Source organism: Pseudoruegeria sp. SHC-113 (genome assembly GCF_025376885.1).
GTDB lineage: Bacteria > Pseudomonadota > Alphaproteobacteria > Rhodobacterales > Rhodobacteraceae > Pseudoruegeria.
In genome coordinates, this window is sequence record NZ_JAHUBR010000002.1 from 76430 (window position 1) to 90813 (window position 14384).

General features: G+C 64.2%; 16 protein-coding genes. 4 read left to right on the forward strand and 12 right to left on the reverse strand.

Going from position 1 to position 14384, the window contains the following annotated elements; all coding sequences use genetic code 11:
- The first annotated feature begins 75 nt into the window (after nucleotides 1-75).
- From argB to KVX96_RS15210, 4 genes are all read left to right on the forward strand, one after another.
- Nucleotides 76-948, forward strand: a complete 873-nt coding sequence (gene argB / locus KVX96_RS15195) for an acetylglutamate kinase (RefSeq protein ID WP_261195553.1) — start codon at nucleotides 76-78, stop codon at nucleotides 946-948.
- Nucleotides 949-1026: 78 nt separating this feature from the next.
- Nucleotides 1027-1821: a sterol desaturase family protein gene (locus tag KVX96_RS15200; RefSeq protein WP_261195554.1), complete on the forward strand. Its 795-nt coding sequence runs from the start codon at nucleotides 1027-1029 to the stop codon at nucleotides 1819-1821.
- Nucleotides 1818-2444, forward strand: coding sequence for a ferredoxin (locus tag KVX96_RS15205; RefSeq protein WP_261195555.1), 627 nt, complete (start codon nucleotides 1818-1820; stop codon nucleotides 2442-2444). The genes KVX96_RS15200 and KVX96_RS15205 overlap by 4 nt, the downstream gene beginning before the upstream one ends.
- Nucleotides 2441-2947, forward strand: a complete 507-nt coding sequence (locus tag KVX96_RS15210) for a SixA phosphatase family protein (protein WP_261195556.1) — start codon at nucleotides 2441-2443, stop codon at nucleotides 2945-2947. The genes KVX96_RS15205 and KVX96_RS15210 overlap by 4 nt, the downstream gene beginning before the upstream one ends.
- Nucleotides 2948-3050: 103 nt before the next feature.
- Here KVX96_RS15210 and KVX96_RS15215 read toward each other — a convergent pair whose 3' ends face one another.
- The 12 genes from KVX96_RS15215 to KVX96_RS15270 form a co-directional block, all read right to left on the reverse strand.
- Nucleotides 3051-3407 carry a hypothetical protein gene (locus KVX96_RS15215; protein WP_261195557.1) on the reverse strand — a complete coding sequence of 119 codons (357 nt, stop codon included), beginning with the start codon at nucleotides 3405-3407 and terminating at the stop codon, nucleotides 3051-3053.
- 2 nt (nucleotides 3408-3409) lie between these two features.
- On the reverse strand, nucleotides 3410-4201 hold the full coding sequence (locus KVX96_RS15220; protein ID WP_314733133.1) for an amino acid ABC transporter ATP-binding protein: 792 nt from the start codon (nucleotides 4199-4201) through the stop codon (nucleotides 3410-3412).
- Between the two features lie 11 nt (nucleotides 4202-4212).
- On the reverse strand, nucleotides 4213-5508 hold the full coding sequence (locus tag KVX96_RS15225) for an amino acid ABC transporter permease (RefSeq protein ID WP_261195558.1): 1296 nt from the start codon (nucleotides 5506-5508) through the stop codon (nucleotides 4213-4215).
- A 3-nt stretch (nucleotides 5509-5511) separates the two neighbouring features.
- Nucleotides 5512-6744: an amino acid ABC transporter permease gene (locus KVX96_RS15230; RefSeq protein ID WP_261195559.1), complete on the reverse strand. Its 1233-nt coding sequence runs from the start codon at nucleotides 6742-6744 to the stop codon at nucleotides 5512-5514.
- A gap of 133 nt (nucleotides 6745-6877) precedes the next feature.
- A complete protein-coding gene (locus tag KVX96_RS15235) occupies nucleotides 6878-7894 on the reverse strand; it encodes an amino acid ABC transporter substrate-binding protein (protein ID WP_261195560.1) in 1017 nt (338 codons plus the stop codon).
- A gap of 229 nt (nucleotides 7895-8123) precedes the next feature.
- On the reverse strand, nucleotides 8124-8831 hold the full coding sequence (locus KVX96_RS15240; protein ID WP_261195561.1) for an ATP12 family chaperone protein: 708 nt from the start codon (nucleotides 8829-8831) through the stop codon (nucleotides 8124-8126).
- A 5-nt stretch (nucleotides 8832-8836) separates the two neighbouring features.
- Nucleotides 8837-9502, reverse strand: coding sequence for an HAD-IA family hydrolase (locus KVX96_RS15245; protein ID WP_261195562.1), 666 nt, complete (start codon nucleotides 9500-9502; stop codon nucleotides 8837-8839).
- A gap of 55 nt (nucleotides 9503-9557) precedes the next feature.
- On the reverse strand, nucleotides 9558-10061 hold the full coding sequence (locus KVX96_RS15250; protein ID WP_261195563.1) for a lactoylglutathione lyase family protein: 504 nt from the start codon (nucleotides 10059-10061) through the stop codon (nucleotides 9558-9560).
- Nucleotides 10062-10158: 97 nt separating this feature from the next.
- A complete protein-coding gene (locus KVX96_RS15255; RefSeq protein WP_261195564.1) occupies nucleotides 10159-11208 on the reverse strand; it encodes an RluA family pseudouridine synthase in 1050 nt (349 codons plus the stop codon).
- A complete protein-coding gene (gene crcB / locus KVX96_RS15260) occupies nucleotides 11205-11582 on the reverse strand; it encodes a fluoride efflux transporter CrcB (RefSeq protein ID WP_261195565.1) in 378 nt (125 codons plus the stop codon). Before crcB ends, KVX96_RS15255 begins: the two co-directional genes overlap by 4 nt.
- A gap of 42 nt (nucleotides 11583-11624) precedes the next feature.
- The gene (locus KVX96_RS15265; RefSeq protein ID WP_261195566.1) at nucleotides 11625-12947 is read right to left on the reverse strand and encodes a replication-associated recombination protein A; all 1323 of its coding nucleotides are present in this window, start codon (nucleotides 12945-12947) and stop codon (nucleotides 11625-11627) included.
- Nucleotides 12948-12949: 2 nt separating this feature from the next.
- Nucleotides 12950-14347 carry a trypsin-like peptidase domain-containing protein gene (locus tag KVX96_RS15270; RefSeq protein WP_261195567.1) on the reverse strand — a complete coding sequence of 466 codons (1398 nt, stop codon included), beginning with the start codon at nucleotides 14345-14347 and terminating at the stop codon, nucleotides 12950-12952.
- Nucleotides 14348-14384: the final 37 nt, after the last annotated feature.

The window sequence follows — 14384 nt, forward strand, 5'->3', positions numbered from 1 at the left end:
CAATGCGCCCAAGGTTCCCCCTTGGCACAGCCCGGCCAAAGTTCTAACAAAAGCGCCGACATGAGGGATGCTCACATGAAAACGCAGGACGCCATGAACCGCGATTGGATCGCCACCGCCAGAACCCTTTCCCAGGCCCTGCCCTATCTGCAGCGCTATGAGGACGCCATCATCGTCGTCAAGTTCGGCGGCCATGCGATGGGCAGCGACGAGGCGATGGAGAGCTTCGCCCGCGACATCGTGCTTTTGCAGCAGGTGGGCGTGAACCCGGTGATCGTCCATGGCGGCGGGCCGATGATCAACGAGCTTTTGCACAAGCTCGACATCAAGAGCGAGTTCGTGAACGGCAAGCGCGTGACCGATGAGGCCACGGTGGAAGTGGTGGAGATGGTGCTTTCGGGCCGCGTCAACAAGCGCATCGTGCAGGCGATCAACGCGCAGGGCGGCAAGGCCGTGGGACTTTCGGGCAAGGACGCCAACCTGATGATCTGCGACCAGACCGATCCGGCGCTGGGGTTCGTGGGTACGCCCGCGCTGATGAACCCCGAGATCCTGCACAACCTCTTTGCCGCCAACAAGATCCCGGTCATCGCGCCGCTCGGTGCGGGCCGCAATGGCGAGACGTTCAACGTCAATGGCGACACCGCCGCCGGGGCCATCGCTGCCGCCCTGAAGGCCGACCGCCTGCTGCTGCTCACCGACGTGGAAGGCGTGAAGAACGCAGATGGCGAGGTGGTGACCGAGCTGTCGCGCGAGCAGGTGCAGGAGATGACCGCCTCCGGCGTGATCGCGGGCGGGATGATCCCGAAAACCGAGACCTGCCTTGCTGCCTTGGAAGGCGGCGTGCGAGCGGCGGTGATTCTGGATGGGCGCGCGCCGAATGCGGTGCTGCTGGAGCTGTTCACCGAGCATGGCGCGGGCTCCATCATCCGCGCCTTGCCGCGCTGAAGCCACCTGACGCTTTCGTGTTCCCCCGCGCCGCTGTGCCCCGTTGCACGCGGCGCGCATCCGCGCTGAAGTGCGGCCATGGAACATGAAGCGCTCATACGCCTTGCCGTTTTTCTGGGTCTCTTCTGCCTGCTGGCGCTGGCGGAGGCCCTTGTGCCGCGCCTGCCGCGCGCACAGCCCCGCTCCGCGCGCTGGCGAACCAATTGGGGGCTCGTGCTGATCGACACGCTTTCGTTGCGGCTGATTGCGCTTGCGCTGCCGCTGTTGGCAGTGGGGGCGGCGCTCGATGCGCAGGCGCGCGGCTGGGGGCTGTTCAACGGGCTTGCCTGGCCGCTTTGGCTGGAAGCCCTTCTCGCGATCCTGATCCTCGATCTCGCGATCTGGGCGCAGCACCTGATCACCCATAAGGTGCCGCTGCTGTGGCGGCTGCATCGCGTCCATCACGCGGATCGGGACATGGACGTAACGACCGCGATCCGCTTCCATCCGGTGGAAATCGCGCTTTCGATGCTGCTGAAAATCGGGCTTGTCTACCTGCTGGGGCCCTCTGCGCTGGCGGTGATTGCCTTCGAGGTGCTGCTCAACGGCACCGCCATGTTCAACCACGCCAACCTGCGGCTGTCGCCCCGGCTGGATGCGGCCCTGCGGCTGGTGATCGTCACGCCGGATATGCATCGCGTGCACCATTCCGCAGTGCGCAGCGAGCATGACAGCAACTACGGGTTTTCGCTGTCGCTCTGGGATCGGCTCTTCGGCACCTACATCGCCCAGCCCAAGCAAGGCCACGAAGCGATGACGGTCGGGCTTGAGTGGCAGGATGCGCGGCCTGCGAAGCTGGGCTGGAGCCTGTGGCTGCCCTTCGCGCGCAAATGACTCTTGACGAACGCCTCGCCACGCATGGGCTCTTCGTCATGGGCGGGCTGCATCCTGGCACGGGCGGCAGCCTGCTGCTGATCGGGATGGACAGCACTGGCTGGGCGGCCTTCACCGCCGCGCCGGAGGCCTCTGATGGAGGCCCAGACCCTCTGGATCGCTTCTCCAAGCGCGTGATCGGCGGGCTGGCCGAGGCGCTCGGCGGAACCGCGCAATTCCCCTCGGACGGGCCACCCTACCTGCCCTTCATCGCCTGGGCGCTTGAGAGCGGCGCTTTCTGGCAGAGCCCGGTTGGGATGATGGTGCATGCGCGCGCGGGGCTTATGATTTCGCTGCGGGGAGCATTGCTCTTGCCAGAGCGTGTTGCGCTGCCGCCTGTGCCTGCGGGCTCCCCTTGCGAGGCCTGCGCCGATCAGCCCTGCCGCACCACCTGCCCGGTGGACGCGCTTGGAGGGCCTGAGGGTTACAACGTCTCCGCCTGCAAGGATTTTCTTGCAAGCGCGGCAGGAAGCGGGTGCTATGAAGGCGGCTGCCTTGCGCGCCGAGTCTGCCCTGTCAGCGAAGGGTTTGGCCGGACGCAGGCCCAATCGGCCTTTCACATGCGAGCGTTCTTTCCGAAATGACCCTGCGCCTGATCCTCACCCGCCACGCCAAATCCGCCTGGGACGATCCCTTTGCCGAGGATCACGACCGCAAGCTCAATGACCGCGGCATCCAATCGGCGCAGGCCATTGGCGGCTGGCTCGCGCGGCAGGGCTATGTGCCAGAGCAGGTGATCTCCTCCTCGGCCACGCGCACGCGCGAGACATGGGCGCAGATGGCCCCAGCTTTTGATGCGCCGCCAGAGGCCGCGTTCACTCCCCGGCTCTATCACGCGCCGGCCCTGCGGATGCTGGGCGTGCTACAGGAGGCCAGCGCGGCTTGCGTGCTGCTGCTGGGCCACAACCCCGGCATCGCGGATTTCGCCGAGCAGATCCTCGCCAAACCCGCGCGGGACAACGCCTATTTCCAGTATCCGACCTGCGCGACGGCGGTGATTGATTTCACCGCGGTCAGCTGGGCCGAGATGCAGATGGGCACCGGGCAGCTTGTGGATTTCATGGTGCCAAGGCGGCTTCTGGACTGAACTCCCCCTGACCAAAAGCGTTTAGCGCTCGCCCGGGTGGGCGTGGAACGCGCCCGCCAGGGGGCGGGCGGGCGCGGGCCTGTTTCTGGCGAAACAGGCCAAACTAGATGTTTTTCGACTGAAAACTCATCGCCAGCCCGCCGGGCAGCGTCAGGCAATAGACGGTCTCGCCATGCATCTGGAAGGGCCCCTCCGGCGAAAGCCCGTTGGCGCGCGCTGCCTTGGCCATGGCCTCGGCATCCTCGACCACCAGCTGCAGCATGATGCCTTCCGGCATGCCAGGGCCCGAGGCCCAGACCTCGACCCAGCTTTGATCGAGCGCCGAAAAGATGGCGCCGGAGAAGCCCCCTTCCCCGGCGCCCATCGTGTTTTCCAATCCCAGCTTGCCGAAGGTTTCGGCAATGGCCGCGGCCTCTGACACCTCGGCAACCTTGCAGACGCGGATGCCGAGGAGCGTCATGCCTAGTGCCCCAGGATCTGGCTGAGGAAGAGCTTCGTGCGGTCGCTCTTCGGGTTGTTGAAGAACTCCTCGGGCTCGTTCTGCTCCACGATCTGGCCCTGATCCATGAAGATCACCCGGTTGGCGACCTGCCGCGCGAAACCCATTTCGTGGGTCACGCAGATCATCGTCATGCCCTCTTCGGCGAGCTCGATCATCGTGTCGAGCACCTCCTTGATCATTTCCGGGTCAAGGGCCGAAGTCGGCTCGTCAAAGAGCATGATCCGGGGCCGCATGCAGAGCGAGCGCGCGATGGCCACACGCTGCTGCTGGCCGCCGGACAGCTGGCCGGGGTATTTGTCGGCCTGCTCCGGGATTTTCACCTTCTCTAGGAAATGCATCGCCGTTTCCTCGGCCTCTTTCTTGGGCGTCTTGCGCACCCAAATCGGGGCCAGCGTGCAGTTCTCAAGGATCGTGAGATGAGGGAAGAGGTTGAAGTGCTGGAAGCACATGCCGACCTCGGAGCGCACCTTGTCGATGTTCTTGAGATCGTTCGTCAGTTCGATCCCATCCACGACGATCTGCCCCTGCTGGTGTTCTTCCAGCCGATTGATGCAGCGGATCATGGTGGATTTGCCCGAGCCCGACGGCCCGGCCACAACGATACGCTCGCCTTTGTTCACGGTGAGGTTGATGTCACGCAACACGTGGAAGCTGCCGTACCACTTGTTCATGTTGGTGATCTGGATGGCGACCTCGTCGCTCACCTTCATTTTGGAGCGGTCGATTTCGCGTTCGATTGCCAGTTCAGACATGTGTGATTTCCTTAGCGATGATCAGTGGCGAGGCGACGTTCGAGCCACTGGGAGTATTGAGAAATGCCGTAGCAGACGACGAAGAACAGAAGCGCTGCGAAGCCGAGAAGCTCCCAGTAGACGCCGTTCCAGTCGGTCGAGGCGAGGATCGGGCCGCGGATCATGCCGACGAGGTCGAACATCGAGATCACCGACACCAGCGTCGTGTCCTTGAACAGGCCAACCGCCACGTTCACGATCCCTGGGATGGAGATCTTGAGCGCTTGCGGCAGGATGATCAGGCGCATGGCTTGCGGATAGTCGAGGCCAAGGCTGTCGGCGGCTTCGTACTGGCCCTTGGGCAAAGCGGCGAGGCCGCCCCGGATCACTTCCGCGATATAGGCTGCGGAGAACATGGTGATCATGATCACAACCCGCAGGAAGAGATCCACCGTGCTTTCCGGCGGAAAGAAGAAGGACAGCATCACCGAGGCCACGAAGAGCAGCGTGATCAGCGGCACACCGCGAACGAACTCAATGAAGATCACACAAATCCACTTGATCAGCGGCATGTTCGACTGACGCCCCAGCGCCAGCGCAATGCCCAGCGGCAGGGAGAGCGACACGCAGGTCACGCCCAGCATCATGTTCAGCATGAAGCCACCCAGATCGCGGCTCGGCACCGCTGTCAGCATGGCGTTGTCATTGGCCGTCTCGGGCACAAGCGCGCCGCCGATGATCCAGACGGCAAAGGCCGCAATGATCCCGCCGAAGAAGCCCGCCGCGAAGTTGCTCTTGCCGAACTTCTGGAACACGAAGCCACCCCCGGCACAGCCGAGGAAGGCGATGATCGGCACCATGATCGTGCCGCCCCAGATCAGCCAATAGGCCAGGAAGGGGTAGATCGCGGTGAAGATCAGAAGCTTGCGCGGCAGATCGAAGAACAGCACCGGTGCAATTGCGATCAGCAGCAGCAGGAAGGCGATGTTCGGGCGCCAATAGGCATCGGCCGGGTACTGGAACCCGTAGATCAACTGGTGCCAGCGCTCGGTCAGCACCGAGAAACAGGCCCCTGTCGTGCCCTGAAGGATCTCGCGGCATTCCGCCAGCGAGGAGGTCGTCCAGAGGCCGTTCAGGATCCAGGGCAGGCTACCGCTCAGGATCGCATAGATGCAGAACAGGGCCGCCAGAGTGAGGAGGCTGTTCAGCGGCGTGGAGAAGAGATTGTCCTTCGCCCATTTCACCGGGCCCGTCTGGTTGGCCGGCGGAGGCGACGGCGGGATTGTGCCATCGGCCACGAAGGCGATCGGATTTTTCGGATCTGCCATGGCTCAACGCTCCTTCAGCTTAACAGACGCGTTGTAGATGTTCATCCCCATCGAGATGAGCAGCGAGACGGTCAGGTAGAACAACATCAGAAGCATCACGCATTCGATCGCGCGGCCCGTCTGGTTCAGCGTGATGCCGCCCAGCGTGGCCGTGATGTCGGCGTAGCCCACCGCGATGGCGAGCGAGGAGTTCTTGGTGATGTTCAGGTATTGGGAAATCAGCGGTGGGATGATCACGCGCAGCGCTTGCGGGAGAACCACGAGGTTCATCACGCGGCGCGGGCGCAGGCCCAGTGCGGAGGCGGCTTCGGTCTGTCCTTTGGAGACAGCCTGAATACCGGCCCGCACGTTTTCCGCGATGAAGGCACCGGTGTAGATCGACAGCGCGAACCACAGCGCGATCAGCGGCCCGCCAAGCTTGATGCCGCCCTGGAAGTTGAAGCCTTTGAGCTCCGGCATCTGCCACGACAGGCCCATGATCAGCATCAACACGGCGAAAGGCGCGATCCAGACACCAAGGGTGAACCAGAGTGTCTTCGGGCGCACGCCCTCTTTTTCCTGCACTTTGCTGGCCCACTGGCCGATTTTGCGGGAGGCGAACCAAGAGCCGCCAAGCACGATGAGCACCAGAAGCCAGTTCAGCGCAGCACTGTCGAAGATCCCACGCGAGAACCACGGCAGCGGGATGTAGACCCCCCGGTTGGTGAAGGCGACGGCGTTAAAGAGCATGCTGGCTTCGGCGTCGTCTCCGCGGAAGGCCCGCGGCCCCGGCAGCACGGCCGTCATGATCGTGAAGATGATGATGATCCAGATCAGCACCGGCACGTTGCGGAAGATCTCCACGTAGAAGGCCATCAGCTTGGAAACGAGCCAGTTGTTGGACAGGCGCAGCACCCCGGCAACCACGCCGAAAACCGTGGCCGTGATGCAGGCCAGGAAGGCCACCAGCAGCGTGTTCAACGCCCCGACAATCGCGGCGCGCAGATGCGACGACTGGCTGTCGTACTCGATCAGCGTTTGGTTGATATCGTAACCTGCGGCTTCGCCGAGAAAATCGAAAGAAATGTTCAAACCCGCGGCCCGCAGGTTCTGAATGAGGTTGTTGCCGAGATACCAGAACATCAGCGCCAGAGCGATGGCGGCCAAGGCTTGGAATGTTAACGAACGATAGCGTGTATCGTTGATCAACATAGACAGCTTGAACTGCTCCTTGGGAGGGTCAGCGAGTGTCGTCATGAATGATTTCCCCGTCGTCCCGGCGGTTCGCGGCGCATTTCATGCGCTCTTCGGGCCGGACACTTATAACGTGTTTTTCGGTGTTATTATGTGAGAAGGGCGCGGGAAGACCCGCGCCCTTCATCAGGAGTGCTTAGCGGAAGGGCGGAGCGTAGAGCAGGCCGCCATCGGTCCACTGGGCGTTCAGCCCGCGGGCCAGGCCGATGGGCGTGGACTCACCGATGTTCTTCTCGAAAATCTCGCCGTAGTTGCCGCCAGCCATGATGGCTTTGGCAGCAAAGTCAGCGTCGAGGCCGAGCATCTCGCCGAGGTTGCCCTCGGTGCCGAGCAGACGGTTGACTTCCGGGTTGTTGGTGCCGGCTTTCAGCTCGCCGATGTTGGCGGAGGTGACACCCAGCTCTTCAGCGGCGATCAGCGCGTTCAGCGTCCAGCGAACGATGTCGCCCCACTCGTTGTCGCCGTGGCGGACAAGCGGGCCCAGCGGCTCCTTGGAGATGATTTCCGGCAGCAGCACGTGCGCGGAGGCATCTTCAAAGGTGGCGCGGCTTGCGGCAAGGCCGGACGCGTCGGTGGTGTAAACGTCACAGGCGCCGGCCAGGTACTGCTGGATGGCTTCCGCGTTGGTCTCGATCGGCACCGGCTCGTAGCTGATGCTGTTTGCGCGGAAGAAGTCCGCGAGGTTCAGCTCGGTGGTGGTGCCGGTCTGGATGCAGACGGTCGCGCCGTCCAGTTCCTTCGCGGAGGAAACGCCCAGCTCTTTCGGAGCCATGAAGCCCTGACCGTCGTAATAGTTCACGCCGACGAATTCGAACTTCAGGTCGACGTCGCGGCTGAAGGTCCAGGTGGTGTTGCGAGCCAGCATGTCGATCTCGCCGGACGCCAGAGCCGTGAAACGCGTCTTGCCGGTGGTCGAAACGAATTCAACGGCCATGGGATCGCCCAGGGTCGCAGCTGCCACGGCGCGGCACACGGCCACGTCGAAGCCTTCCCAGACACCGTTTGCATCCGGCGCGGAGAAGCCGGCGAGACCCGTGGACACGCCACAGTTCAGCTTGCCCCGGGCTTTCACGTCGTCCAGCGTCGCGGCACCGGCCACGCCAGCACCCATGCTGGCGAGCGTGAGCGCGCCAAGAAATACGGATTTTTTCATGTTAACCTCTTCCTGATGGACCACCCGTTTGCGGGTGGCAGTCCGGCCTGTTCCGGCCGTGGGTGATTTTGGGAGCCGGAGTGGCCCGACGCCCAGTGCATCAAGTTTGGGCAAATTCCCAAACAAAGGTCAAGTGCGCGGGGGGAAAATGCGAAATCGCAATCAGGTGATCGCCCGATCGGGCGGCAGGCAGGGCAAACTGCGGGCGGCTATAGGCAACGAAAGCCCCTTATTGGGTCAGTTTGTAGAAGCGATCGGCATGCAGGAAGCCGTCTTTCTTGGCCTGCGCCATCTCCTGCGCTTCCTCATCCTCGCCCCAAAGCTCGGCTTGCCAGGTTTCATCGATTCGCGACGCGGCCCAAAGCGCTTCGGCAGGTTGCTGCCCGGCGATGGCCGCCAGCCCGATCACAAGCGAGCCGGAAAGCCCGACGAGATCGTGAAACGCCGTCAGTTCGAACGGCGAAAGCCGGAACACTTCGCTGCGCAGACGCGCCAGCGCCTCGGGGTCCTGCTCAAAGAACATCACGCCCTCATTTGTGCCCAGCCGCGCGCCATGCGCTTCGTCGAGCCAGTCCAGCAGCGGATCCCACACTTCCGCCTGCCGGGCGATCAGCTCGGCCGGGCCTTCGGCGCGGTAGCAGAGCAGATCCGTCTCGCCATAGGCAGCGATCAGCGCGGCCACGTCGTCAAACTGGGTGCTGACCTTGTCGATGGCGGAATTCGCTGAGCGCGTCACCGGCATGGTGAGCGGCTGCACCTCGCCCTCCTGCGCCGCCCATTCCTCTGCCACGGCCTGCGCCATGGCCAGCGTCGGCATCACCAGCGCGGCCTTGCCCGGTGTCTTCAGGCGGCGGCCATCCAGCAGCACCTCGAAGCCACCGTCGCATTCCGCTGCCGTGGCCTCTTTCCAGAAGCGTTTCTGTTTCCACTCAGCCATACCGGTCAGCTCCAAAGCTTTTGTTGCAACGCGTCGAAATTATCCACCACCGCCTGCGCGCCCGCCGCCTGCAGCCGCGCGGTGTCATGATAGCCCCAGCTCACGCCGATGGCACGCACGCCCGCGGCGCGGGCCATGTCCATGTCGTAGCTCGTATCGCCGATCATCACCGCATTCTCCGGCGCGACGCCCGTCTCAGCCAGCGCGGTGAAGATCATGGAGGGGTGCGGCTTGGAGGGGTGATCATCAGCCACCTGCGTGGTGACGAAAAGGCGGCGCAGATCGAAGCTGTCGAGGATGAACTCCAGCCCGCGCCGGGATTTCCCGGTGGCGACGCCCAGCAGGATCTCGTCTTGCGCGTGTAGCGCCTTAAGAGCCTCCAGCGCGCCCGAATAAAGCGGTGTCACCTGCGCCTCGCCGCCCTCGGCCCGCAGCCGCGCATAGTGGTGCTTGTAGCCTGAAACGATGGCCGCGTGGGCCTCAGCCTCAAGCGCTGGGAACAGTCCCGGCACCAGCTGCGGCAGCGAAAGTCCGACGCCCGACAGCAGCGCCTGCCGCGCCGGGGCGGCAACGCCCTCGCCTTCGCAGGCCGCCTGCATCGCGGCCACGATCAGGTGCTGGCTGTCCACCAGCGTGCCGTCCACATCGAATATCGCGAGCTTTAGATCCATGGCGCCTTCGGGAAGAAAAAGTCGCGACAGGCTTCACCACGGGCAGGCGCGAAGGTCAACCGTCCTCGGCGTAGGCACCGGCGGAATAGGTCAGCTCGTAGGAGTGGCTGTAGAGCTCCACGAGATTGCCGAAAGGATCTTCGCAATAGACCATCCGGTAGGGTTTCTGGCCCGGATAATACTTGCGCACCTGCTGCATCCGCTGCCGCCCGCCATGGGCCTCGATGCGCTTCACGCGCCCTTCAAGATCGTCGTCCTGCAGGCAGAAATGGAAGATGCCGGGCTTCCAGTATTCAAACGGGGGCGGCGTATCTTCGGTGTTGGGAAACTCGAACAGCTCGATCCCGGTGCCATCGCCGGTGGAGAGATGCGCGATGCGAAAGCGCCCCCAGCCGGGTCCGAAAACGTCATCGCACATCACACCGATGGCGCTGTCGTCCTGCACCACCTCGGAGGGCGGCATGATCACGTAGAAATCGAACGCCTTGGTGTAGAACTCCACGGCGCGTTCCAGATCGGGCACGGTGATGCCGATGTGGGAAAAGGTAACGGCGGGCATGAATACGGGCCTCCTGTCTCAAATCAACAGCCCGCCGGGATGGCGGGCCTGTCTCAGGAAGCTAGCACGTAAGTTTGGCTTGTCGCCCTGCCCCGGCCTACTGCAGTTCCTCGAAAGGATCGTCCGCCGCCAGATCCTCCGTCCAGCCGAAGGTCTCGAAGGTGCGGGCCATATGCTCGGGCAGCGGCGCGGTGATGGTGATCGGCTTGCGCGTGACGGGATGCTCAAAGCTCATGGAGCGCGCGTGCAGGTGCAGCTTGTTGGAGATGATGCCGCCCAGTTTTGCGCCCCAGCCATCACCGAGGTTCTCCTGACCAGAGCCGCCGTATTTGCCATCGCCGATGATCGGGTGGCCGATGCCCGCCATATGGGCGCGCAGCTGGTGGGTGCGGCCGGTGATCGGCTCCATCGCCACCCACGAAGCGCGGCTACCGACGCGGTAGAGCGTGGCATAATGGGTGAGCGCGCGTTTTGCGCCCGGCGTGCTTTCGATCTCGCCCGGATGGACAAGCTGCATCTTCTCGCCTTCGCCGTGGCTGCCGTGACCCGGTGCCTTCACGAGGCCTGTCTTGATCTCGCCAAGGAAGGGATGCGGCACGCCAGCCACCACCGACCAGTAGATCTTGCGCGTGGCCTTGTGGCGGATCGCGGCGGTGAGCGCCTGCGCCGCGGCACGGGTGCGCGCCAGCAGCAGAACGCCGGAGGTGTCCTTGTCGAGTCGGTGCACGAGGCGAGGTTTTTCGTCTTTGCCGAAGCGCAGCGCGTCGGCAAGCCCGTCCACGTGGCGCGTCTGCTTGCTGCCGCCCTGCGTGGGCAGGCCCGGCGGCTTGTTCAGCGCGATGATGTGATCGTCTTTCCAGATCACCGCCTGCTGGATCAGCGCCTCATCGGCCGCCGAGATCTTCTTCACCGGCGGCGTGGCGGCCTTGGCGGCATCCACGGTGGGCAGCGGCGGCACGCGCACGATCTGCCCGGGCTCAAGCCGCGTGGCGGATTTCACCCGGCCGCCATCCACGCGAATCTCGCCCTTACGGCACATCTTCTCGATGCGCCCCTGCGTGATTTGCGGAAACAGGCGGCGGAACCAGCGATCCAGCCGTTGGCCTGCGTCGTCGTCCGACACCGTGATCTGTTGAACGCCACTCATGCGAGGATCCCCCGTGTGATCGTCATGCCTGCAAAAACCGCCCCGATGGAGGCCACAACCGAAAGCGCCACATAGAGCAGCGCCAGCCCCGTCTCGCCGCGTTCCATCAGCACGATGGTATCGAGCGAGAAGGCCGAAAACGTGGTGAAACCGCCGAGCATCCCTACGGTGAGGAAGGGCGCAAGATGCATCGAGCCCCGATGCGCCAGCGTCACGATCAGCACGCCCATCACGAAGGAGCCAATGACATTCACCAAAAGCGTCGCCAGCGGGAAGCCCGCGCCGACAACGCGCAGCACGAGAACCCCCATGAGGTAGCGCCCCACGGCTCCAATCGCCCCACCGGCGGCCACTTGCAGCATCGTTAAAAACATCGGGCCTCTTTCTGCCTGCGCGCAGGGCTTGTCAACCGGATCTCACCCCTCGCCCCGCCGCGCACGCAGCTTGGCAAAGTAATCGAGCCGCTTTTTCAGCTCCCGCTCAAAGCCCCGCTCCGGCGGCGTGTAATAGACCCCGCGCTTCATGGTTTCGGGGAAATAATTCTGTCCCGAAAACCCGTCCTCCGCATCATGATCATACTGGTAGCCGGTGCCAAAGCCCTGCTCCTTCATCAATGAGGTCGGCGCGTTTAGGATATGCATGGGCGGCGGCTCGGAGCCGGTTTTCTTGGCAGCCGCCATCGCCGCCTTATAGGCCACGTAGCCGCCGTTGGATTTAGGCGCGAGCGCGAGGTAGATCACCGCCTGCGCCAGCGCCAACTCGCCTTCGGGCGAGCCCAGCCGCTCGTAGGTTTCCCAGGCGTGCAGGCAGATCGTCTGCGCCTGCGGATCGGCAAGGCCGATGTCCTCCACCGCCATCCGCGTCAGGCGGCGCGCCAGAAATCGCGGATCCTCGCCGCCGGTGAGCATCCGGGCAAACCAGTAGAGCGCCGCATCCGGATCACTGCCGCGCACGGATTTATGCAGGGCGGAAATCAGGTTGTAATGCTCATCGCCGCTCTTGTCGTATTTGGACGCCCGCCGCATCAGCCGCGTGGTGAGCGCCTCGGTTTCCAGCTTGCCAGAGACCTTCCACGCCGCGATCTGTTCGATCAGGTTCAGAAGCGCGCGCCCATCGCCGTCAGCCATCTCCAATAGCGCCTCGCGCGCCCCACCAGACAGCGGCAGCGGTTTGCCAAGCTCCTTCTCGGCCCGCTGCGCCAGCCGCTCCAGATCGGACAGCGAAAGCCGCTTGAGCACCAGCACCTGCGCGCGCGATAGAAGGGCCGCGTTCAACTCGAAACTCGGGTTCTCGGTGGTGGCGCCAACCAAGAGGATGGTGCCATCCTCCATATGCGGCAGGAAGCCGTCCTGCTGGGCCTTGTTGAAACGGTGGATCTCGTCCACGAACAGGAGCGTGCCCTGCCCGTTGCCGCGCCGGATCTTCGCCGCTTCAAAGACCTTCTTCAGATCCTGCACCCCGGTGAAAATCGCGCTGATCTGCACGAAAGCCAGATCCGTCTGATCCGCCAGAAGCCGCGCGATCGTGGTTTTGCCCACACCGGGCGGCCCCCAGAACACGAGCGAGGAGAGCGCGCCGGAGGCCAGCATGACGCCCAGCGGGGCCTCTTCGCCCAACACCTGCTCCTGCCCGATCACCTCGCCAAGCGCCTTGGGCCGCAAACGGTCTGCCAGCGGGCGCGGAGCGGTGTTTGCAGCGGTGTCCCGCACTGCGGCGGAGGTGTCGAACAGATCGGCCATGGCTACAGTCTAAAGCGCAGGCGAACCGCTTGCCCAGAGCGGATCACGATCACATCGATGCCCCGGCCTGCGGCCTTCAGGGCCTTCGCCACATCGGATGGGGCCTCGATATCCTGCCCGCCCACCGAAGCGATCACATCGCCCGGGCGCATGCCCACACGCGCCGCCACCGGGCCGGGATCGGTGACAATGACGCCCTGCGCACGGAACGGCAGGCCAAACTCCTCGCCTACGGCAGGGTTCACACGGGCCAGCGCAAGGCCGGGCAGGATGTCCCGCTCGCCCAGAACAAGCGCCTCGCGTGGCGGATCTTCGGGGGCCCGCATAAGCGGCACCGTCACCGTGAGGCGCTCGCCCCGGCGCAGGATGGTGATGTCCGAGCTTTCGCCAAGCCCGGCCACCGACATGCGGTAGATCATCTCGGGCCCGGAGTTCACCGGCAGCCCGTCCACGGCAAGGATCACATCGCCCTGCGCCACACCGGCGGCGGCAAAGGGGCTTTGCGGGTGTACGTCGCTCACGATGATGCCCTCCGGCACCCCAAGGCCGAGCCCCTCGGCCAAATCGCCGTCCACGGCCTGCCCTTCCAGCCCCGCCCAGGGCCGCAGGAAGCTCTCCTGCCCCGCGCGCGCCTGTTTCAGGAATTGCGCCACCAATGCGGAGGGGATCGCGAAGCCGATGCCGTTGGAGCCGCCCGACCGCGTCAGGATCGAGGTGTTCACCCCGATCAGATCGCCGTTGATGTCGATCAGCGCACCGCCGGAATTGCCCGGGTTGATCGGCGCATCCGTCTGGATGAAATAGCCCCGCGCGCTGCCCGTGGCCGCGCCCGAGCGCGCGAGCCCCGACACGATGCCGCTGGACACGGTCTGCCCCACGCCAAACGGGTTGCCGATCGCCAGAACCAGTTCACCCACCTCGACGGAGGCGCTGTCGCGCAGATCGAGGAAGGGCATCCCCTCGGCCCCCTCCAGCTTGAGAATGGCCATGTCGCTCTGCTCATCGGCCAGCACGACACGGGCGGCAAACTCGCGCCGGTCCGAAAGCACCACGCGGATGTCCGTCGCGCCGCCCACCACGTGGAAGTTCGACACCACGAAACCGTCCTCTGACAGGATCACACCGGAGCCCAGCGAATTCTGCACCCGCGGTTGCGGGCGGGCGAAATCCTGAAACAGCCGCTCAAACAGCGGATCGCCCGCGAAAGGCGAAGCGCTGCGCGCCTGCACCACGCGTTTGGCGTAGATGTTCACCACGGCAGGCGTGGCCTGTTTCACCAGCGGCGCGAAACTCAGGCTGATCTCGGCCGGGCTCTGCGGCACACGCGTTTCCGAAACGGAAGCCCCCGGCACAAGGGCAAGGCAGGCGGCGAGAACGGGAACAATGGTCAGGGCGCGCATCCGGGATCCTTCTGTCGAATTACCTCCCGCATATGCC

Excerpts from the sequence above, each read along its gene's own strand:
- argB (WP_261195553.1), top strand. The coding sequence starts at position 76 with ATGAAAACGCAGGACGCCATGAACCGCGATTGGATCGCCACCGCCAGA.
- KVX96_RS15200 (WP_261195554.1), top strand. The coding sequence starts at position 1,027 with ATGGAACATGAAGCGCTCATACGCCTTGCCGTTTTTCTGGGTCTCTTC.
- KVX96_RS15205 (WP_261195555.1), top strand. The coding sequence starts at position 1,818 with ATGACTCTTGACGAACGCCTCGCCACGCATGGGCTCTTCGTCATGGGC.
- KVX96_RS15210 (WP_261195556.1), top strand. The coding sequence starts at position 2,441 with ATGACCCTGCGCCTGATCCTCACCCGCCACGCCAAATCCGCCTGGGAC.
- KVX96_RS15215 (WP_261195557.1), bottom strand. The coding sequence starts at position 3,407 with ATGACGCTCCTCGGCATCCGCGTCTGCAAGGTTGCCGAGGTGTCAGAG.
- KVX96_RS15220 (WP_314733133.1), bottom strand. The coding sequence starts at position 4,201 with ATGTCTGAACTGGCAATCGAACGCGAAATCGACCGCTCCAAAATGAAG.
- KVX96_RS15225 (WP_261195558.1), bottom strand. The coding sequence starts at position 5,508 with ATGGCAGATCCGAAAAATCCGATCGCCTTCGTGGCCGATGGCACAATC.
- KVX96_RS15230 (WP_261195559.1), bottom strand. The coding sequence starts at position 6,744 with ATGACGACACTCGCTGACCCTCCCAAGGAGCAGTTCAAGCTGTCTATG.
- KVX96_RS15235 (WP_261195560.1), bottom strand. The coding sequence starts at position 7,894 with ATGAAAAAATCCGTATTTCTTGGCGCGCTCACGCTCGCCAGCATGGGT.
- KVX96_RS15240 (WP_261195561.1), bottom strand. The coding sequence starts at position 8,831 with ATGGCTGAGTGGAAACAGAAACGCTTCTGGAAAGAGGCCACGGCAGCG.
- KVX96_RS15245 (WP_261195562.1), bottom strand. The coding sequence starts at position 9,502 with ATGGATCTAAAGCTCGCGATATTCGATGTGGACGGCACGCTGGTGGAC.
- KVX96_RS15250 (WP_261195563.1), bottom strand. The coding sequence starts at position 10,061 with ATGCCCGCCGTTACCTTTTCCCACATCGGCATCACCGTGCCCGATCTG.
- KVX96_RS15255 (WP_261195564.1), bottom strand. The coding sequence starts at position 11,208 with ATGAGTGGCGTTCAACAGATCACGGTGTCGGACGACGACGCAGGCCAA.
- crcB (WP_261195565.1), bottom strand. The coding sequence starts at position 11,582 with ATGTTTTTAACGATGCTGCAAGTGGCCGCCGGTGGGGCGATTGGAGCC.
- KVX96_RS15265 (WP_261195566.1), bottom strand. The coding sequence starts at position 12,947 with ATGGCCGATCTGTTCGACACCTCCGCCGCAGTGCGGGACACCGCTGCA.
- KVX96_RS15270 (WP_261195567.1), bottom strand. The coding sequence starts at position 14,347 with ATGCGCGCCCTGACCATTGTTCCCGTTCTCGCCGCCTGCCTTGCCCTT.